Here is a 19,063-nt window from a genome sequence, read left to right as displayed (position 1 = left end):
AAAACGCCCCGAACCAGTCGGGGCGTTTTGTTTGTTCAGGCGGGTAAAACCGTCACGCCACCAAGTCGTTGGCGCTAAAGGTGTTTACACCGACCAGTTGGATTTCGAAGTCGGCACCCGCGTTGCCGCTGACGTTACCCGACAGGACGTGATCAACGAATCGCAGCTGCCCGGCGCCGGTAAAATCGCCTGCACCGATGAAGGTAAAGCCGTTGAAGCCGTTGAGCTGCAGATTGGCATCGAACTGCGACAGATCGATCTTGTCGCCCTGCAAGGTGCTGAAGTCGGTAACGATGTCGCGGTTGCTACCGGTGCCCATGTCGCTGACGCTGCTGAACACGAACTTGTCAGCACCTGCGCCGCCGGTGAGGGAATCCGCACCTGCGCCGCCGTTCAAAATGTTGTTGTCAGCATTCCCGGTCAAGGTGTTGCTCAGGCTATTGCCGGTAAGGTTGAATGCGCCGTTGCTCATCAGCAGCACGTCTTCGACGTTTTGCAGATTGCTCAGGCTCAGGTCGATGGCATGGTCCTGGGCGGTCGCGTCGAAGATCACGTACAGCGCGTCTTTGCCTTCGCCGGCGTTTTCCTGGATCAGCGCCAGTTCACCGGCCTGGTCCACGGCGTAGAAATCGTCGCCCTTGCCGCCGCTCATGGTGTCCAGACCCAGACCTCCGTTGAGCTGGTTGCTGCCGTCGTTGCCGATCAGCACGTTGTTCTGGGCGTTGCCGACACCGTTGATGTTGGCGGAGCCGGTGAGGGTCAGGTTCTCCAGGTTGGCGCCGAGCACGTAGGTAACCGAGGAGCGCACGGTGTCGATTTCGCCGGCCAGGGTGCTGGTTTCCACCACCACGTCGCCGCTGTTGTCGACGATGTAGGTGTCGTTGCCCGCGCCGCCGGCCAGATAGTCGCCCCCCACGCCGCCGTCGATGATGTTGTTGCCGGCATTGCCCAGGATCACGTTGTTCGAGGCGTTGCCGGTGCCGTTGAGGTTGGCCGAGCCGAGCAGCGTCAGGTATTCGAGGTTGGTTCCCAGGGTGTAGTCGATCGAGGCGGCGACGGTGTCGATTTCCGAGGTCGAAGTGCCGCGCTCGATCACCACGTCAGCGACGTTGTCGACGTAGTAGGTGTCGTTGCCGGCGCCGCCGTCCAGGGTGTCGGCGCCGGTGCCGCCGTCGAGCACGTTGTTGTCGGCGTTGCCGGTCAAGGTGTTGTTCAGGCTGTTGCCGGTAAGGTTGAATGCGCCGTTGCTCATCAGCAGCACGTCTTCGACGTTTTGCAGATTGTTCAGGCTCAGGTCGATGGCATGGTTCTGGGCGGTCGCGTCGAAGATCACGTACAGCGAGTCTCTGCCTTCGCCGGCGTTTTCCTGGATCAGCGCCAGTTCACCGGCCTGGTCCACGGCGTAGAAATCGTCGCCCTTGCCGCCGCTCATGGTGTCCAGACCCAGTCCGCCATTGAGCTGGTTGCTGCCGTCGTTGCCGATCAGCACGTTGTTCTGGGCGTTGCCGACACCGTTGATGTTGCCGGAGCCGGTGAGGGTCAGGTTTTCCAGGTTGGCGCCGAGCACGTAGGTGACCGAGGAGCGCACGGTGTCGATTTCGCCGGCCAGGGTACTGGTTTCCACCACGACGTCGCCGCTGTTGTCGACGATGTAGGTGTCGTTGCCCGCACCGCCCGTCAGGGTGTCGGCACCGGTGCCGCCGTCGAGCACGTTGTTGTCGGCGTTGCCGGTCAAGGTGTTGTTCAGGCTGTTGCCGGTGAGGTTGAATGCGCCGTTGCTCAGCAGCAGCACGTCTTCGACGTTTTGCAGATTGCTCAGGCTCAGGTCGATGGCGTGATCCTGGGCGGTCGCGTCGAAGATCACGTACAGCGCGTCTCTGCCTTCGCCGGCGTTTTCCTGGATCAGCGCCAGTTCACCGGCCTGGTCCACGGCGTAGAAATCGTCGCCCTTGCCGCCGCTCATGGTGTCCAGACCCAGGCCGCCATTGAGCTGGTTGCTGCCGTCGTTGCCGATCAGCACGTTGTTCTGGGCGTTGCCGACACCGTTGATGTTGGCGGAGCCGGTGAGGGTCAGGTTTTCCAGGTTGGCGCCGAGCACGTAGGTGACCGAGGAGCGCACGGTGTCGATTTCGCCGGCCAGGGTGCTGGTTTCCACCACCACGTCGCCGCTGTTGTCGACGATGTAGGTGTCGTTGCCCGCGCCGCCGGCCAGATAGTCGCCCCCCACGCCGCCGTCGATGATGTTGTTGCCGGCATTGCCCAGGATCACGTTGTTCGAAGCGTTGCCGGTGCCGTTGAGGTTGGCCGAGCCCAGCAGCGTCAGGTATTCGAGGTTGGTCCCCAGGGTGTAGTCGATCGAGGCGGCGACGGTGTCGATCTCCGAGGTCGAAGTGCCGCGCTCGATCACCACGTCAGCGACGTTGTCGACGTAGTAGGTGTCGTTGCCGGCGCCACCGTCCAGGGTGTCGGCGCCGGTGCCGCCGTCGAGCACGTTGTTGTCGGCGTTGCCGGTCAAGGTGTTGTTCAGGCTGTTGCCGGTGAGGTTGAATGCGCCGTTGCTCAGCAGCAGCACGTCTTCGACGTTTTGCAGATTGCTCAGGCTCAGGTCGATGGCGTGATCCTGGGCGGTCGCGTCGAAGATCACGTACAGCGAGTCTCTGCCTTCGCCGGCGTTTTCCTGGATCAGCGCCAGTTCACCGGCCTGGTCCACGGCGTAGAAATCGTCGCCCTTGCCGCCGCTCATGGTGTCCAGACCCAGGCCGCCATTGAGCTGGTTGCTGCCGTCGTTGCCGATCAACACGTTGTTCTGGGCGTTGCCGACACCGTTGATGTTGGCGGAGCCGGTGAGGGTCAGGTTTTCCAGGTTGGCGCCGAGCACGTAGGTGACCGAGGAGCGCACGGTATCGATTTCGCCGGCCAGGGTGCTGGTTTCCACCACGACGTCGCCGCTGTTGTCGACGATGTAGGTGTCGTTGCCCGCGCCGCCGGCCAGATAGTCGCCCCCCACGCCGCCGTCGATGATGTTGTTGCCGGCATTGCCCAGGATCACGTTGTTCGAAGCGTTGCCGGTGCCGTTGAGGTTGGCCGAGCCCAGCAGCGTCAGGTATTCGAGGTTGGCGCCCAGGGTGTAATCGATCGACGCGGCGACGGTGTCGATTTCCGAGGTCGAAGTGCCGCGCTCGATCACCACGTCAGCGGCGTTGTCGACGTAGTAGGTGTCGTTGCCGGCGCCGCCGTCCAGGGTGTCGGCGCCGGTGCCGCCGTCGAGCACGTTGTTGTCGGCGTTGCCGGTCAAGGTGTTGTTCAGGCTGTTGCCGGTGAGGTTGAATGCGCCGGTGCCCAGCAGCAGAATATTCTCGACGTTCTGCAGATTGCTCACGCCCAGGTTGATGGCGTTGCCTTGGTCTGCGTTGTAGACCACGTACAGCGAGTCATTGCCTTCCCCGGCGTTTTCCTGAATCCGCGCCAGTTCGCCGACCTGGTCGAGCGCGTAGGCATCGTTGCCTTTGCCGCCGCTCATGGTGTCCAGACCCAGACCTCCGTTGAGCTGGTTGTCGCCATCGTTGCCGATCAGCACGTTGTTCTGGGCGTTGCCGACACCGTTGATGTTGTCGGTGCCGGTGAGGGTCAGGTTTTCCAGGTTGGCGCCGAGCACGTAGGTGACCGAGGAGCGCACGGTGTCGATTTCGCCGGCCAGGGTGCTGGTTTCCAACACCACGTCGCCGCTGTTGTCGACGATGTAGGTGTCGTTGCCCGCGCCGCCCGTCAGGGTGTCGGCGCCGGTGCCGCCGTCGAGCACGTTGTTGTCGGCGTTGCCGGTCAGGGTGTTGTTCAGGCTGTTGCCGGTGAGGTTGAATGCGCCGTTGCTCAGCAGCAGCACGTCTTCGACGTTTTGCAGATTGCTCAGGCTCAGGTCGATGGCATGGTCCTGGGCGGTCGCGTCGAAGATCACGTACAGCGCGTCTTTGCCTTCGCCGGCGTTTTCCTGGATCAGCGCCAGTTCACCGGCCTGGTCCACGGCGTAGAAATCGTCGCCCTTGCCGCCGCTCATGGTGTCCAGACCCAGGCCGCCATTGAGCTGGTTGCTGCCGTCGTTGCCGATCAACACGTTGTTCTGGGCGTTGCCGACACCGTTGATGTTGGCGGAGCCGGTGAGGGTCAGGTTTTCCAGGTTGGCGCCGAGCACGTAGGTGACCGAGGAGCGCACGGTGTCGATTTCGCTGACCAGGGTGCTGGTTTCCACCACCACGTCGCCGCTGTTGTCGACGATGTAGGTGTCGTTGCCCGCGCCGCCGGCCAGATAGTCGCCCCCCACGCCGCCGTCGATGATGTTGTTGCCGGCATTGCCCAGGATCACGTTGTTCGAAGCGTTGCCGGTGCCGTTGAGGTTGGCCGAGCCCAGCAGCGTCAGGTATTCGAGGTTGGCGCCCAGGGTGTAATCGATCGACGCGGCGACGGTGTCGATTTCAGAGATCGAAGTGCCGCGCTCGATCACCACGTCAGCGGCGTTGTCGACGTAGTAGGTGTCGTTGCCGGCGCCGCCGTCCAGGGTGTCGGCGCCGGTGCCGCCGTCGAGCACGTTGTTGTCGGCGTTGCCGGTCAAGGTGTTGTTCAGGCTGTTGCCGGTGAGGTTGAATGCGCCGGTGCCCAGCAGCAGAATATTCTCGACGTTCTGCAGATTGCTCACGCCCAGGTTGATGGCGTTGCCTTGGTCTGCGTTGTAGACCACGTACAGCGAGTCATTGCCTTCCCCGGCGTTTTCCTGAATCCGCGTCAGTTCGCCGACCTGGTCGAGCGCGTAGGCATCGTTGCCCTTGCCACCGCTCATGGTGTCCAGACCCAGACCGCCGTTGAGCTGGTTGTCGCCATCGTTGCCGATCAACACGTTGTTCCGGGCGTTGCCGATAGCATTGATGTTGTCGGTGCCAGTCAGGGTCAGGTTTTCCAGGTTGGCACTCAGGGTGTAAGTGACCGAGGCGAAAACGCTGTCGATTTCGAAATTCACTTCACTGGTTTCGCTGATGACATCGCCGACGTTGTCGACGATATAGGTGTCGTCGCCGCGACCGCCCGCCATGAAGTCGGCACCCACGCCACCGTCCAGGATGTTGTCTTCGTTGTTGCCGGTGATACGGTTGTTCAGGGCGTTGCCTGTACCGTTGATGTCACCGACGCCCAGCAGGTTCAGGTTTTCAACGTTGGCACCCAGGGTGTAGCTGAGCGTGGCGTTGACGGTATCGATTTCCGAGGTTGAAGTGCCGCGCTCGATCACCACGTCACCGACGTTGTCGACGTAGTAGGTGTCGTTGCCGGCGCCGCCGTCCAGGGTGTCGGCGCCGGTGCCGCCGTCGAGCACGTTGTTGTCGGCGTTGCCGGTCAGGGCGTTGTTCAGGCTGTTGCCCGTCAGGTTGAATGACCCGCTGCCCTGCACAATGATGTTTTCGACGTTCTGCAGATTACCGAGCAGGTCGACATAGCTGCTGAACAGCCTCGGGTCGCCGGCGTTGTAGCCAATGTAGAGCGTGTCGATCCCCTCGTTCGCATTTTCCTGAACACGGGCCAGTTCTCCCACCTGGTCGATACCGTAGTCATCGTTACCCTTGCCACCGATCAGTGTGTCCAGTCCGGCGCCACCGTTGAGCTGATTGTCGCCATCATTGCCAATCAGCACGTTGTTCTGGGTGTTGCCGACGCCGTTGATGTTGGCGGTGCCGGTGAGGGTGAGGTTTTCCAGGTTGGCGCCGAGCACATAGGTGACCGAGGAGCGCACGGTGTCGATTTCGCCGGCGACAGTACTGGTTTCACTGACGACGTCGCCAATGTTATCGACGACATAGGTGTCGTTGCCTGTGCCGCCTGCCATGAAGTCGGCGCCCAGGCCGCCGTCTATCAGGTTGTCGCCACTGTTGCCGATCATGCCGTTGTTCAAGGCGTTGCCGGTCACGCTGAATGCGCCGCTGCCCTGGATCAGGACGTCCTCGACGTTCTGCAGATTGCTCAAGCCGAGGTCGACCACATAATCCTGTGCGGTCGCGTTGTAGGTGACGTACAGCGAGTCTCTGCCTTCTCCGGCGTTTTCCTGAACCAGCGCCAGTTCACCGGACTGATCCAGGATGTAACCGTCATCACCCTTGCCGCCGATCATCGTGTCCAGACCGCCGCCACCGCTCAACTGGTTGTCGGCATCGTTGCCCGTCAGCACGTTGTTCTGGCTGTTGCCGAACGCGTTGATGGGGCCGGTGTTCGTGCCGACGAGCGTCAGGTTTTCCAGGTTTGCACCCAGCGTGAATGTCACGGAGGAGCGCACAGTGTCGATTTCACTGACCAGGGTACTGGTTTCCACCACCACGTCGCCGACATTGTCGACCAGGTAAGTGTCGTTACCCGTCCCTCCCGCCAGGTAGTCGCCGCCGGCGCCACCATCGAGGATGTTGTCGCCGGCATTCCCGGTGATCACGTTGTTCAGGATGTTGCCGGTGCCGTTGAGATTGGCCGAGCCCAGCAGGGTCAGGTATTCGACATTGGCGCCCAGGGTGTAGTCGATAGAGGCGGCGACTGCGTCGATTTCCGAGGTGGACGCGCCCCGTTCGATGACCACGTCACCGACGTTGTCGACGTAGTAGCTGTCGTTGCCAGCCCCGCCGTCCATGATGTCGGCACCGGCCATGCCGTTGAGAATGTTCGCGCCCGCGTTACCGGTCAGGAGGTTGTTCAGATCGTTACCGGTAAGGTCGACCTGGGCAGTACCTACCAGTTGGCCGTTCTCGATATTGGCGCCCAGCGCATACCCGATGGAGCTCTGGACCAGGTCGATGCCTTCGTTGGCGGCTTCGACCACCGAATCCGCAACGTCGTCCACGACATAGGTGTCGTTACCGAGTCCGCCGATCATCGTGTCGGCGCCAGCGCCCCCATCAAGGGTGTCGTTGCCCAGTCCACCGTCAAGCGTGTTGGACGAGCCGTTGCCGGTCAGGGCGTTGTTCAGGTCGTTGCCGACCGCCGAAAAGGCGCCGGTGCCCAACAGCAATACGTTCTCGACGTTCTGCAGATTGCTCACGCGCAGATCGACAAGATTGTCCTGGGCGGTTGCGTTGTAGATGACATGCAGGGTGTCGCTGCCTTCATTGGCGTTTTCCACGACCAGCGTCAATTCGCCCGCTTGATCCACCGCATAGGCATCGTTGCCCTTGCCACCGATCATGGTGTCCAGCCCTAAGCCACCATTCAACTGGTTGTCGCCATCATTGCCTGTGAGCACGTTGTTCTGTGCGTTACCAATGGCGTTGACGCTGGCATTGCCGGTCAGGATGAGGTTTTCCAGGTTCGCGCCCAGCATGAACGTCGCCGACGAGCGAACGGTGTCGATTTCGCTGACCAGAGTGCTGGTCTCGATGACGACGTCGTTCACATTGTCGACGATGTAGGTGTCGTTGCCAGCGCCACCAATCAGGGTGTCAGCGCCGGCATCGCCATCAAGAACGTTGTTGCCGGCGTTACCCGTGATCACGTTGTTCGAAGCGTTGCCGGTCCCGTTGAGGTTGCCGCTAGTGAGCAACGTGAGGTTTTCCACGTTGGGGCTGAAGGTGAGGTTGTAGCTGACCGTCGAAATTACCGAGTCGATTTCCGTGGCGGACGTACCGGTTTCAACGACCACATCATTTTTATTGTCGACGTAGTAAGTATCGTTACCCGCGCCACCGTACATGGTATCCGCGCCTTCGCGGCCATCCAGGACGTTGTCCAGGGCATTGCCTTTCAAAATATCGTTGAACGTCGAGCCAATAGCGTTTTCGATCTTCGTACCGTAAGCAATCGCAAGACCGCTGTTGAAGATGTAAGTGGTCCCGCTGGTGCTGTTCTCAAAGTAGACACCGATGGAACTGAACGCGCCCTCGTTCAAGTCGAGGTTGACCGAATTCAGCTGGTTGCTGGCGTCAATCGTATCGGTACCGCCGGAGTCCCAGATGGTTTCGAATACCTTCTGGTAGCTCTCCCAACGATAAACGTTGTCACCGGATTGCCACTGGGTATTGGCCCCATACAGTGCCTGGATCGCGAGAATGTCCAGAAGCATCGGCGTTGTAGGCTGATACGAGTAGTTATTGTTGTAGCTCATCACGGTGAAGCGGACATCGTCCAGCGACGGGTCCAGGATCGTGGTGTTCAGCGAGTTGGGCGAGAAGGGGTGTTTAAGTCCGATGGCATGACCGATCTCGTGGATATAGGTCATGTAATCGTAGGAGCCATTGATCGGGAACTCATTGGCTGGGTCGCCGATCCAGACATCCCCGCCCTTGGGCGTATTGGACGGTGTGTAGGCCCAGGCAGCGGCCTGATCCTTCATCAGCGCATAGCCGCCAAAGCGCAGGTCTCCGACGTTCGAGATATCGTCGGTGGTCTGGGTGAATTTGATATTGGCGACCGCACTCCAAGAGCTCAGCGCTCTGATAATGCCGCCACGCTGGTCCTGCGACAGCTCATACATTGCCAGGTATTCATTGTCGGCACTGTAGTTGGTAGCAAAGTAGGAATTGCTGCCCGAGATGAAGCTGTAGCTCAGGTTCGTCGACCCTCCAACGGTCCAGCTCGAACCTAGCCAGTAAGTTCCGGAGAGCAGACTGTCTACGGGTTTGACGCCAGTCAACGAAGAATAAAAGCTTAAGGTGGAACCAGTCGGAGTGGGCATGCGAAATTCCTGAGTGCGCTGCGGCCCTTCCTGGATGCGGCCGCTACAAAAGTACAATTCTGCACCAGAATCGGTACAGTTGACATCATCTGGCCACTACTTTTCTGTTGCTGACGTCAAGTAATTGGCCTGGAGAACTGTATCGGCGAGTGGCGTAGAATCCTGAAGCCATGTTCAATGCCTTCTGTCCAATACAGGCCATCGATTTCCCATGACCGTTACAAACCCCGCCCTGATCCGCGAAACCTTCCCCGTCGGCCCGTTGCAGTGCAACTGCACCATCATCGGCGACCCGATCACTAAAAAGGCGATCGTGGTCGACCCGGGCGGCAATCATGAATTGATTCTGGCGCGCCTCGATGCCTTGGGCTTGAAGGTGGTCAGCATCATCCATACCCACGCGCACCTGGATCACTTCCTGGCCTCCGGTCAGCTCAAGGAGAAAACCGGCGCGACGTTGCACCTGCACAAAGAAGATCAGTTTCTCTGGGACAACCTGGAAATGCAGTGCCAGATGTTCGGAGTGCCTTATACGCCGGTTCCGTCGCCGGATCGCTGGTTGGCCGATGACGAAGAACTGGCTTGCGGTTGCGGTGTGGCGATCCACACACCGGGGCATACGCCAGGTTCCATGAGCTTCTGGTTTTCAGAGGCTAAGCTGCTGATTGCCGGTGATACGCTGTTTCGACGCGGGGTAGGGCGCACGGATTTGTGGGGCGGCGATCAGGCGACCATCGTGCGGTCGATCAAGCAGCGGCTGTATACCCTCGACGAAGAAGCGACCGTGGTCACCGGGCATGGTCCGGACACGCGTCTGGGCGATGAAATGCGCGAGAACCCGTTCGTGCGGGCCTGATTTGTAACACAGGGAATTTTTGACCGGCGCGACGATCCAACGCCCGCAAAGGTCCAATGCTTAAGTCCGTTGCACCACAGAATGCAAAAAGTAGGAGCTCTTAATGTTCACCATGCGTCCTTTGATTATTGTCGCTACCGCAGTGGCCTTGCTGTCGGGCTGTGCTTCGCCCAACCCTTACAATGGCCAGCCTCAGGGGCAGGCTGATACTGGCTCCGAAGGCATGAGCAAAACCGCTAAATACGGCGGCCTCGGTGCCTTGGCGGGTGCCTTGGCCGGTGCCGCGATCAACCACGATAACCGTGGCAAGGGCGCGCTGATCGGCGCTGCGGTGGTGGGTGCTTCCGCCGCCGGTTACGGTTACTACGCCGACCAGCAAGAGAAAAAACTGCGCGCCAGCATGGCCAACACCGGGGTTGAAGTGCAGCGCCAGGGCGATCAGATCAAACTGATCATGCCGGGCAACATCACGTTCGCCACCGATTCGGCGAACATCGCCCCAAGCTTCTATCAGCCGTTGAACAACCTGGCGGGCTCGCTCAAGGAGTTCAACCAGAACCAGATCGAGATCGTCGGCTACACCGACAGCACCGGCGCGCGTCAGCACAACATGGACCTGTCCCAGCGTCGTGCACAGAGCGTGGCGACTTACCTGACGTCGCAAGGCGTGAGCGGTGCCAATCTCTCGGCTCGCGGTGCCGGCCCGGATAATCCGATTGCCAGCAACGGTGATGCCAATGGTCGGGCACAGAACCGTCGCGTTGAAGTCAACTTGAAAGCGATTCCGGGTCAGCAGTATCCTCAGTAATAACCGTTTTACCTTTACCAACCTGACTGAACCCCAGGCGTAAAAAAAGAGCCCGCCCGATCCTCAACAGATCGGGCGGGCTTTTTTGTGTGATTTGTTCCGACGATGAGGCCAGTGCTGACAACCCAAACATCAGCAACAAAAAAGCCCCCGGACAATCACTCGTCCGAGGGCTTTTGTATTGCGCTAAACCTGATTACTTCTTCAGGCCGTAATGCTCATCAAGCATGCCCGGCGCGTTCGGGGATTTTGGTGCGTAATCGCGAGGCGGCTCCTGGTTGCGCGGCGGCGTCAGGCGTTCACGCGGGGCCGTTGCCGCATCGGCGTGCAAGGAGGCCAGCAAGCGCTGGCGAGTTTGCTCGTCCAGGGCCAGGCGGTTGGCGCCCTCGGCGAGGTGATCCTGCACTTCCTGATAGCTCTGAGTCAGCTTCTTGACCAGGGTGGCCGTGCTGTTGAAGTGGGTTACCACCTCATTCTGATAATTGTCGAAACGTTCCTGAATGTCATCCAGCTGACGTTGCGTGCTGCTCGGCGCGGCATTTGGCACCAGGCGAGCGATCAGGAATCCAATGGCGACACCCACAACCAGGGCAAGAGTCGGTAACAACCAAACTAAGAGCGAGTGTTCCACGAGTCCTTCCTCTATAAACGGCTTTGCTTTACGTTAACGGCTCGAACCTGCGCTGTATACCGCGATTCACTCGCAATAGATTGGCACAGACAAATTGCTAGACGAGTCGACCCGATTCGAGGTCACGGAGTTCCTTCCTTGCTTATGCGCGAAACCCCTGTAGTGATTGATGGCCCGGTGGGTCAACTGGAAGCCCTTTACCTCGATAATGAGCAGCCACGCGGCATTGCGCTGATCTGCCATCCGAACCCGGTGCAGGGCGGCACCATGCTCAACAAAGTGGTGTCGACCCTGCAGCGCACCGCGCGTGATGCCGGTTTGATTACCTTGCGGTTCAACTACCGTGGCGTCGGTGCCAGCGAAGGCGCCCACGACATGGGCACCGGCGAAGTCGACGATGCCGAGGCGGTGGCCGAATGGCTGCGGGCCAAACATCCAGATTTGCCACTGACCCTGTTCGGTTTCTCCTTCGGCGGTTTTGTTGCCGCCAGTCTCGGCGGACGCCTGGAAGCCAAGGGCGAACAGCTGAAACATGTGTTCATGGTAGCGCCCGCTGTCATGCGCCTGGGCGATCAGGATCAACTGCCGCAACACGGCGAATTGACCCTGATCCAGCCGGAAACCGACGAAGTGATTGACCCGCAAGTCGTCTACGATTGGTCCGCGAAACTCGAGCGTCCCCATGAGCTGCTGAAAGTGGCAGAATGCGGACACTTTTTTCATGGCAAGCTGACCGATCTCAAGGATCTGATCCTGCCGCGTCTTTCGAATTGATTGCAGTCTGACAAGCGATTACCCATGACGACTCGTACCCGTATCCTCACCGGCATCACCACCACCGGCACGCCACACCTGGGCAACTACGCCGGCGCCATCCGCCCGGCGATCGTCGCCAGCCGTGACAGCAATGCCGATTCGTTCTACTTCCTGGCCGACTACCACGCCCTGATCAAATGCGATGACCCGCTGCGCATCCAGCGCTCGCGTCTGGAAATCGCCGCGACCTGGCTGGCCGGTGGCCTGGATGTGGACCGCGTGACGTTCTATCGCCAGTCCGACATCCCGGAAATCCCCGAGCTGACCTGGCTGCTGACCTGCGTCGCCGCCAAGGGCCTGCTCAACCGCGCCCACGCCTACAAGGCTTCGGTGGACAAGAACGTCGAGACCGGCGAAGACCCGGATGCAGGCATTACCATGGGCTTGTACAGCTATCCGGTGCTGATGGCCGCGGACATCCTGATGTTCAACGCGCACAAGGTGCCGGTCGGTCGCGATCAGATCCAGCACGTGGAAATGGCCCGCGACATCGGTCAGCGCTTCAACCATTTGTTCGGTCAGGGCAAAGAATTCTTCACCATGCCTGAAGCGCTGATTGAAGAAAGTGTTGCCACGCTGCCAGGCCTCGACGGTCGCAAAATGTCGAAGAGCTACGACAACACCATCCCGTTGTTCAGCAGCGCCAAAGAGATGAAGGACGCGATTTCGCGGATCGTCACCGATTCGCGCGCGCCGGGCGAAGCCAAAGACCCGGACAATTCGCACCTGTTCACACTGTTCCAGGCATTTGCCACCCCGGCGCAGTCCGACGAGTTCCGCCGCGAACTGTTGCAGGGCCTGGGTTGGGGCGAAGCGAAGAATCGTCTGTTCCAGTTGCTGGACAGCGAACTGGGCGAGTCCCGCGAGCGTTATCACCAGTTGATCGAACGCCCGGCGGACCTGGAAGACATGCTGCAAGTCGGCGCCAAAAAGGCCCGTGCCGTGGCGACACCGTTCCTCCACGAACTGCGTGAAGCGGTCGGCCTGCGTTCTTTCGTGGCGCAGACTCAAGTCGCGGCCACTACCAAGAAAAAAGCCGCGAAAGCAGCACGTTTTGTCAGCTTCCGTGAAGACGACGGCAGTTTCCGCTTCCGTCTGCTGGCGGCCGATGGCGAGCAACTGCTGTTGTCGCGCAACTTTGCCGACGGCAAAACCGCCGGGCAAGTGACCAAGCAACTGCAAGCGGGCCAGCCTCTGGACCTGCGCAGCGAAGACCTGAGCTTCAGTGTCTGGCTGGAAGGCGAGTGTGTGGCAGACAGCCCGGCATTCGCCGACAGCACCGCGCGTGACGGCGCCATCGACGCCCTGCGCGTTGCGTTGACGCCGGTTCAGGAATAAAACAGCGGCTCGACCCGACCAAGGGCCGATTGCCATTCCCCCGGGCCGTCGCTACAGTGACGGCCCGTTTTTGTTGCCTTGCTAACGAATTATGACGCCCCTAGAACGATATCAAGCTGATCTGAAGCGCCCGGAATTCTTCCATGACGCCGCGCAGGAAACTGCTGTGCGCCATTTGCAGCGCCTGTACGACGATCTGGTCGCGGCCTCGCAGAGCAAGCCGGGCCTGTTTGGCAAACTGTTTGGCAAGAAAGAGCAGGCGCCGGTCAAGGGCCTGTACTTCTGGGGCGGCGTGGGTCGCGGCAAGACTTACCTGGTCGACACCTTCTTCGAAGCGCTGCCGTTCAAGGAAAAGACCCGGACTCACTTCCACCGCTTCATGAAGCGCGTGCACGAGGAGATGAAGACCCTCGGTGGCGAGAAAAACCCGCTGACCATCATCGCCAAGCGTTTCTCCGACGAGTCGCGCGTGATCTGCTTCGATGAGTTTTTCGTCTCCGACATCACCGACGCCATGATTCTTGGCACGCTGATGGAAGAGCTGTTCAAGAACGGCGTGACCTTGGTCGCGACCTCGAACATCGTGCCGGACGGCCTGTACAAGGACGGCCTGCAACGCGCGCGCTTCCTACCGGCCATCGCGCTGATCAAGCAGAACACCGACATCGTAAACGTCGACAGCGGCGTCGATTACCGTCTGCGTCATCTTGAACAAGCGGAACTGTTCCACTTTCCGTTGGACGAAGCCGCTCAGGAAAGCCTGCGCAAGAGCTTCCGCGCACTGACGCCGGAATGCACCGCCGCGGTCGAAAATGACGTGCTGATGATCGAGAATCGCGCCATCCGCGCGGTACGTACGTGTGATGACGTGGCCTGGTTCGACTTCCGCGAACTGTGCGACGGCCCACGCAGCCAGAACGATTACATCGAACTGGGCAAGATCTTCCACGCCGTGCTGCTCAGCGGTGTCGAGCAGATGAGCGTCACCACGGATGACATCGCCCGTCGCTTTATCAACATGGTCGATGAGTTCTATGACCGTAACGTCAAGCTGATCATTTCAGCCGAAGTCGAGCTCAAAGACCTCTACACCGGCGGTCGCCTGAACTTCGAGTTCCAGCGCACGCTCAGCCGTCTGCTGGAAATGCAGTCGCACGAATTCCTGTCCCGGGCGCACAAGCCGTAGGACGATTCGGACACAAAAAAAGGGCCTGCATTTGCAGGCCCTTTTTTATGCCTTGAGCAGACCTTGAATCCAGCGCGGACCCTGTGGGAGCGAGCTTGCTCGCGATGGCGGTTTCACATTCAACATTGATGTCGACTGACACACCGCAATCGCGAGCAAGCTCGCTCCCACATTGGATATGTGTTGGATTTGAGTATTACGCCGCCTGCTGAAACTGCTGCCGATACTGGTTCGGCGACAGTTCCGTGTGCTGGCGGAACAGCCGCGCGAAGAAGCTTGCATCATCGTAACCGACCTCATAACTGATGGTCTTGATGCTCTTGCGGCTGCCGGACAGCAGCCCCTTGGCGGTTTCGATGCGCAGGCGTTGCAGGTAATGCAGCGGCTTGTCGCCGGTCGCGGTCTGGAAGCGGCGCATGAAGTTGCGGATGCTCATGCCGTGTTCGCGGGCGACGTCTTCGAAGCGGAATTTGTCGGCGAAGTGCTCTTCGAGCCAGTGCTGGATCTGCAGGATGATCACGTCCTGATGCAGCTTCTGGCCGCCAAAACCAATCCGTCCCGGGGAATAGCTGCGCTGGACTTCGTAGAGGATATCCCGCGCCACGGCCTGCGATACGTTGGCGCCGCAGAAGCGCTCGATCAGGTAGATGTAGAGATCGCAGGCCGAGGTGGTACCGCCGGCGCAATACAGGTTGTCGGCGTCGGTCAGGTGCTTGTCCTGATTCAGCTGAACCTGCGGGTAGCGCTCGGCGAACGCGTTGAAGAAGCGCCAGTACGTGGTCGCTTCCTTGCCATTGAGCAGGCCGGCCTCGGCGAGCCAGAACACCCCTGTGGCTTCGCCGCACAGCACCGCACCGCGGGCATGTTGCTCGCGCAGCCACGGGAAGACCTGCGGATAACGTTTGCAGAGCGTCTCGAAGTCGTCCCAGAAGGCGGGGAGGATGATGATGTCGGCGTTTTCCAGGCCGCCGTCTACCGGGATGATCACGTCGCTGAAGCTATTCACTGGCTTGCCGTCGGGGCTGACCAACCGGGTTTCAAATGCCGGTGTCAGGCCCTGGCCCAGCTGTTTTCCATAGCGTAGGCTGGCCAGATGGAAGAAATCTTTGGCTTGCAGGAGGGTGGAAGCGAAAACCCGGTCGATCGCCAGGATGCTGACGCGCCGCAGGGGCGTGGAGACGTGCTTAGACATAATTCAACTTTATTTTTATAAGGGAAAGTGGTCATCAAACGGCTGGATCGTCTTATTTTTTGTCTGATGTGTCCAGTGTCCTGTGTCGGAGGTGAGGCTTAGTCTCTGAAGGGCCATTCCTCTAACAATAACGACAGGTGCCGCATGATCCCCAGAACCTTGTTCAGTTCCGAGCACGAACTTTTCCGCGACAGCGTGCGTACATTCCTCGAAAAAGAGGCCGTTCCGTTCCATGCACAGTGGGAAAAACAAGGCTATATCGACCGAAAACTCTGGAACAAGGCCGGGGAGGCGGGGATGTTGTGTTCGCATCTGCCGGAGGAATACGGCGGGTTGGGCGCGGACTTTTTGTACAGCGCGGTGGTGATCGAAGAGGTCGGGCGCCTAGGGCTGACCGGGATCGGTTTCTCCCTGCATTCGGACATTGTGGCGCCTTACATCCTGCATTACGGCAGTGAGGCGTTGAAGCACAAATACCTGCCGAAACTGGTGTCCGGCGAGATGGTCACGGCGATCGCCATGACCGAGCCGGGGGCCGGTTCCGACCTGCAAGGGGTGAAGACCACGGCGGTGCTGGATGGCGACGAGTACATCATCAACGGTTCGAAAACCTTCATCACCAACGGCTTTCTGGCGGACCTGGTAATTGTCGTGGCCAAGACCGATCCGAAGGCCGGCGCCAAGGGCACTAGTCTGTTTCTGGTCGAGGCCGGCACCCCCGGCTTCGACAAGGGCAAGCGCCTGGAAAAGGTCGGGATGAAGGCGCAGGACACGTCGGAATTGTTCTTTCAGGACGTTCGGGTGCCCAAGGAAAACCTGTTGGGGCAGGCCGGGATGGGCTTCGCTTACCTGATGCAGGAATTGCCGCAAGAACGCCTCACCGTGGCCATCGGCGGGCTGGCGTCGGCTGAGGCTGCGTTGCAATGGACGCTGGACTACACCCGCGAACGCAAGGCGTTCGGCAAGGCGATTGCCGATTTCCAGAACACGCGCTTCAAGCTGGCGGAGATGGCCACCGAAATTCAGATTGGCCGAGTCTTCGTCGATCGCTGTCTGGAGTTGCACCTGCAAGGCAAGCTGGACGTGCCGACGGCGGCGATGGCCAAGTATTGGGGCACGGACCTGCAATGCAAGGTACTCGATGAGTGCGTGCAGTTGCATGGCGGCTACGGCTTTATGTGGGAATACCCGATTGCCCGGGCGTGGGCGGATGCGCGGGTGCAGCGGATTTATGCGGGGACCAATGAAATCATGAAGGAGATTATTGCGCGTTCGCTTTGATCTGCATTGACTGAACTGGCGCCATCGCGGGCAAGCCTCGCTCCCACAGGAATAACCGAACCTGTGTGAGCGGGGCTTGCCCGCGATTGGTTTTAAGGATCAATCAAGGTGCAGGGTTCGGGTGATCCTTGTGAATCGCCTCAATCCCCTCCAGCACTTCATCCGACAGTTTCAAATCGAAGCTGGCGATGTTGCTCTCCAGTTGCTCCATCGTCGTCGCGCCAATGATGTTGCTGGTGACGAACGGTTGCTGGGTCACGAATGCCAATGCCATTTGCGCCGGGTCCAGGCCGTGTTCACGGGCCAGTGCCACGTAACGGCTGCACGCTGCTTCCGATTGTGGGTTGAAATAGCGGCTGAAGCGACTGTAGAGGCTCAGGCGGCCTTTTGGTGGGCGAGCGCCACCTTCGTACTTGCCCGACAGGAAACCGAACGCCAGCGGCGAATAAGCGAGCAAGCCGCATTGTTCGCGAATGGCAATTTCTGCCAGGCCGACTTCGAAGCTGCGGTTGAGCAGGTTGTACGGGTTCTGGATCGACACGGCGCGCGGCCAGCCACGGGCTTCGGCCAGGGCGAGGAAGCGCATGGTGCCCCATGGTGTTTCATTGGACAGGCCGATGTGGCGGATCTTGCCGGCCTTGACCTGCTCGTCCAGCGCTTCGAGGGTGTCTTCCAGCGGCGTGAGGTTGGCTTCGCTCTTGTGCTTGTAGCCCAGCTGTCCGAAAAAATTGGTGCTGCGTTCCGGCCAGTGCAGTTGATAGAGGTCGATGTAGTCGGTTTGCAGGCGTTTCAGGCTCGCGTCCACGGCTTCGGTGATGTGCTGGCGGTTGTGGCGCAGGTTTTTATCACGGATGTAATCGATGGTATTGCCGGGGCCGGCGATCTTGCTGGCGAGGATCCAGTCGGCGCGATCGCCGCGACTTTTGAAGTAATTGCCGATGTAGCGCTCGGTGGTGGCGTAGGTTTCGGCCTTGGGTGGCACCGGGTACATCTCGGCAGTGTCGATGAAATTGATCCCGGCACTTTTGGCCCGTTCAATCTGCGCGAAGGCTTCAGCCTCGCTGTTTTGCTCGCCCCAGGTCATGGTTCCGAGGCAGATGGCGCTCACATTCAGATTGGTTCTGCCTAGCTGGCGATAGTCCATCGGGTACTCCTTGGGCAAAACAATCATAAAAGCAGGTTGAATTATTTTTCGCAATCTGCATAATTGCGCACCTCTTTCTGCAGTGGAAGTGATGCGCCGCCGCCGAAGAATCTTGCCGTTGAACGGACGCGCCGACCCGAGCCCCCGAAAGCGTCTGTATCCGGCTGCCTTTGACTTGTCAAAGTACGCACTATTCAGTAAGATCCGCCGTCTAATTTACAGGGCGGCCCCTGAGGCTATAAAGAATGAAAACTTTTACTGCTAAACCGGAAACAGTACAGCGCGACTGGTTTGTCGTCGACGCTGCAGGTCAGACCCTGGGTCGTCTGGCCACCGAAATCGCGAGCCGTCTGCGTGGCAAGCATAAAGCTGAGTACACTCCTCACGTTGACACCGGCGATTACATCGTCGTTATCAATGCCGAGCAGATTCGTGTAACCGGTGCTAAAACCACCGACAAAATCTACTACTCCCACTCCGGTTTCCCGGGCGGCATCAAGTCGATCAACTTCGAAAAGCTGATCGCTAAAGCCCCTGAGCGCGTGATCGAGACCGCGGTCAAAGGCATGCTGCCTAAGAACCCGCTGGGTCGCGACATGTATCGTAAGCTGAAAGTCTATGCGGGCGCTGTACACCCTCATACTGCTCAGCAGCCCCAAGAACTGAAGTTTTAACGGAATAGTTCATTATGTCGGCGACTCAAAATTACGGCACTGGCCGTCGCAAGACCGCAACCGCACGCGTTTTCCTGCGTCCGGGTACTGGTAACATCTCCATCAACAACCGTTCGCTGGATAATTTCTTCGGCCGCGAAACTGCCCGCATGGTAGTTCGTCAGCCGCTGGAATTGACTGAGACTGTCGAGAAGTTCGACATCTACGTCACCGTGATCGGCGGTGGTGTAAGTGGTCAAGCTGGCGCAATCCGCCACGGTATCACTCGCGCACTGATGCAGTACGACGAAACCCTGCGTGGCGCTCTGCGCAAAGCTGGCTTCGTTACTCGCGATGCTCGTGAAGTTGAACGTAAGAAAGTCGGTCTGCGTAAAGCGCGTAAGCGTCCGCAGTACTCGAAGCGTTAATTCGCTTTCACGTTCAAAAAAGAACGCCCAGTCTCCTCACGGAG

Annotated in this window: 12 protein-coding genes; 8 read left to right on the top strand and 4 right to left on the bottom strand. The window is 59.5% G+C overall.

All coding sequences use genetic code 11. From position 1 onward, the window contains the following. Positions 1-52: 52 nt before the first annotated feature. Positions 53-8,686, bottom strand: coding sequence for a M10 family metallopeptidase C-terminal domain-containing protein (locus tag H8F22_RS20595; RefSeq protein ID WP_194940616.1), 8,634 nt, complete (start codon positions 8,684-8,686; stop codon positions 53-55). A gap of 211 nt (positions 8,687-8,897) precedes the next feature. Here H8F22_RS20595 and H8F22_RS20590 point away from each other — a divergent pair, with 211 nt between their 5' ends. Continuing rightward, positions 8,898-9,542: an MBL fold metallo-hydrolase gene (locus H8F22_RS20590; RefSeq protein ID WP_027922666.1), complete on the top strand. Its 645-nt coding sequence runs from the start codon at positions 8,898-8,900 to the stop codon at positions 9,540-9,542. A 103-nt stretch (positions 9,543-9,645) separates the two neighbouring features. Next, the gene (locus H8F22_RS20585) at positions 9,646-10,350 is read left to right on the top strand and encodes an OmpA family protein (protein WP_059182174.1); all 705 of its coding nucleotides are present in this window, start codon (positions 9,646-9,648) and stop codon (positions 10,348-10,350) included. Between the two features lie 196 nt (positions 10,351-10,546). Here the strand turns inward: H8F22_RS20585 and H8F22_RS20580 are convergent, their stop codons facing one another. Next, positions 10,547-10,981 (bottom strand): YhcB family protein, encoded by a 435-nt coding sequence (locus tag H8F22_RS20580; RefSeq protein ID WP_027922668.1) that lies wholly within the window; start codon positions 10,979-10,981, stop codon positions 10,547-10,549. 144 nt (positions 10,982-11,125) lie between these two features. Between H8F22_RS20580 and H8F22_RS20575 the strand changes: the two genes are divergently transcribed. From H8F22_RS20575 to zapE, 3 genes are all read left to right on the top strand, one after another. Beyond that, a complete protein-coding gene (locus H8F22_RS20575; protein WP_027922669.1) occupies positions 11,126-11,755 on the top strand; it encodes an alpha/beta hydrolase in 630 nt (209 codons plus the stop codon). Between the two features lie 24 nt (positions 11,756-11,779). Continuing rightward, complete coding sequence (locus H8F22_RS20570) at positions 11,780-13,135, top strand: tryptophan--tRNA ligase (protein ID WP_059182176.1); 1,356 nt, start codon at positions 11,780-11,782, stop codon at positions 13,133-13,135. A 91-nt stretch (positions 13,136-13,226) separates the two neighbouring features. After that, on the top strand, positions 13,227-14,321 hold the full coding sequence (gene zapE, locus H8F22_RS20565) for a cell division protein ZapE (protein WP_027922671.1): 1,095 nt from the start codon (positions 13,227-13,229) through the stop codon (positions 14,319-14,321). Positions 14,322-14,517: 196 nt separating this feature from the next. Here the strand turns inward: zapE and H8F22_RS20560 are convergent, their stop codons facing one another. Continuing rightward, complete coding sequence (locus tag H8F22_RS20560; RefSeq protein WP_172825971.1) at positions 14,518-15,414, bottom strand: GlxA family transcriptional regulator; 897 nt, start codon at positions 15,412-15,414, stop codon at positions 14,518-14,520. A 243-nt stretch (positions 15,415-15,657) separates the two neighbouring features. Between H8F22_RS20560 and H8F22_RS20555 the strand changes: the two genes are divergently transcribed. Continuing rightward, positions 15,658-16,794 (top strand): acyl-CoA dehydrogenase family protein, encoded by a 1,137-nt coding sequence (locus H8F22_RS20555; protein ID WP_059182177.1) that lies wholly within the window; start codon positions 15,658-15,660, stop codon positions 16,792-16,794. Between the two features lie 103 nt (positions 16,795-16,897). Here H8F22_RS20555 and H8F22_RS20550 read toward each other — a convergent pair whose 3' ends face one another. After that, on the bottom strand, positions 16,898-17,938 hold the full coding sequence (locus H8F22_RS20550) for an NADP(H)-dependent aldo-keto reductase (protein WP_027922674.1): 1,041 nt from the start codon (positions 17,936-17,938) through the stop codon (positions 16,898-16,900). A gap of 245 nt (positions 17,939-18,183) precedes the next feature. Between H8F22_RS20550 and rplM the strand changes: the two genes are divergently transcribed. Further along, positions 18,184-18,612 carry a 50S ribosomal protein L13 gene (rplM, locus tag H8F22_RS20545; protein ID WP_007905295.1) on the top strand — a complete coding sequence of 143 codons (429 nt, stop codon included), beginning with the start codon at positions 18,184-18,186 and terminating at the stop codon, positions 18,610-18,612. Between the two features lie 14 nt (positions 18,613-18,626). Further along, a complete protein-coding gene (rpsI, locus tag H8F22_RS20540) occupies positions 18,627-19,019 on the top strand; it encodes a 30S ribosomal protein S9 (RefSeq protein ID WP_002555064.1) in 393 nt (130 codons plus the stop codon). Positions 19,020-19,063: the final 44 nt, after the last annotated feature.

Source organism: Pseudomonas mucoides, from assembly GCF_015461845.1.
Lineage (GTDB): Bacteria > Pseudomonadota > Gammaproteobacteria > Pseudomonadales > Pseudomonadaceae > Aquipseudomonas > Aquipseudomonas mucoides.
The sequence above is the reverse complement of the archived record's forward strand: the minus strand, read 5'-3'. Positions and strand labels throughout refer to the sequence as shown.

Excerpts from the sequence above, each read along its gene's own strand:
- H8F22_RS20585 (WP_059182174.1), top strand. The coding sequence starts at position 9,646 with ATGTTCACCATGCGTCCTTTGATTATTGTCGCTACCGCAGTGGCCTTG.
- rpsI (WP_002555064.1), top strand. The coding sequence starts at position 18,627 with ATGTCGGCGACTCAAAATTACGGCACTGGCCGTCGCAAGACCGCAACC.
- H8F22_RS20575 (WP_027922669.1), top strand. The coding sequence starts at position 11,126 with ATGCGCGAAACCCCTGTAGTGATTGATGGCCCGGTGGGTCAACTGGAA.
- H8F22_RS20590 (WP_027922666.1), top strand. The coding sequence starts at position 8,898 with ATGACCGTTACAAACCCCGCCCTGATCCGCGAAACCTTCCCCGTCGGC.
- H8F22_RS20570 (WP_059182176.1), top strand. The coding sequence starts at position 11,780 with ATGACGACTCGTACCCGTATCCTCACCGGCATCACCACCACCGGCACG.
- rplM (WP_007905295.1), top strand. The coding sequence starts at position 18,184 with ATGAAAACTTTTACTGCTAAACCGGAAACAGTACAGCGCGACTGGTTT.
- H8F22_RS20550 (WP_027922674.1), bottom strand. The coding sequence starts at position 17,938 with ATGGACTATCGCCAGCTAGGCAGAACCAATCTGAATGTGAGCGCCATC.
- H8F22_RS20595 (WP_194940616.1), bottom strand. The coding sequence starts at position 8,686 with ATGCCCACTCCGACTGGTTCCACCTTAAGCTTTTATTCTTCGTTGACT.
- zapE (WP_027922671.1), top strand. The coding sequence starts at position 13,227 with ATGACGCCCCTAGAACGATATCAAGCTGATCTGAAGCGCCCGGAATTC.
- H8F22_RS20555 (WP_059182177.1), top strand. The coding sequence starts at position 15,658 with ATGATCCCCAGAACCTTGTTCAGTTCCGAGCACGAACTTTTCCGCGAC.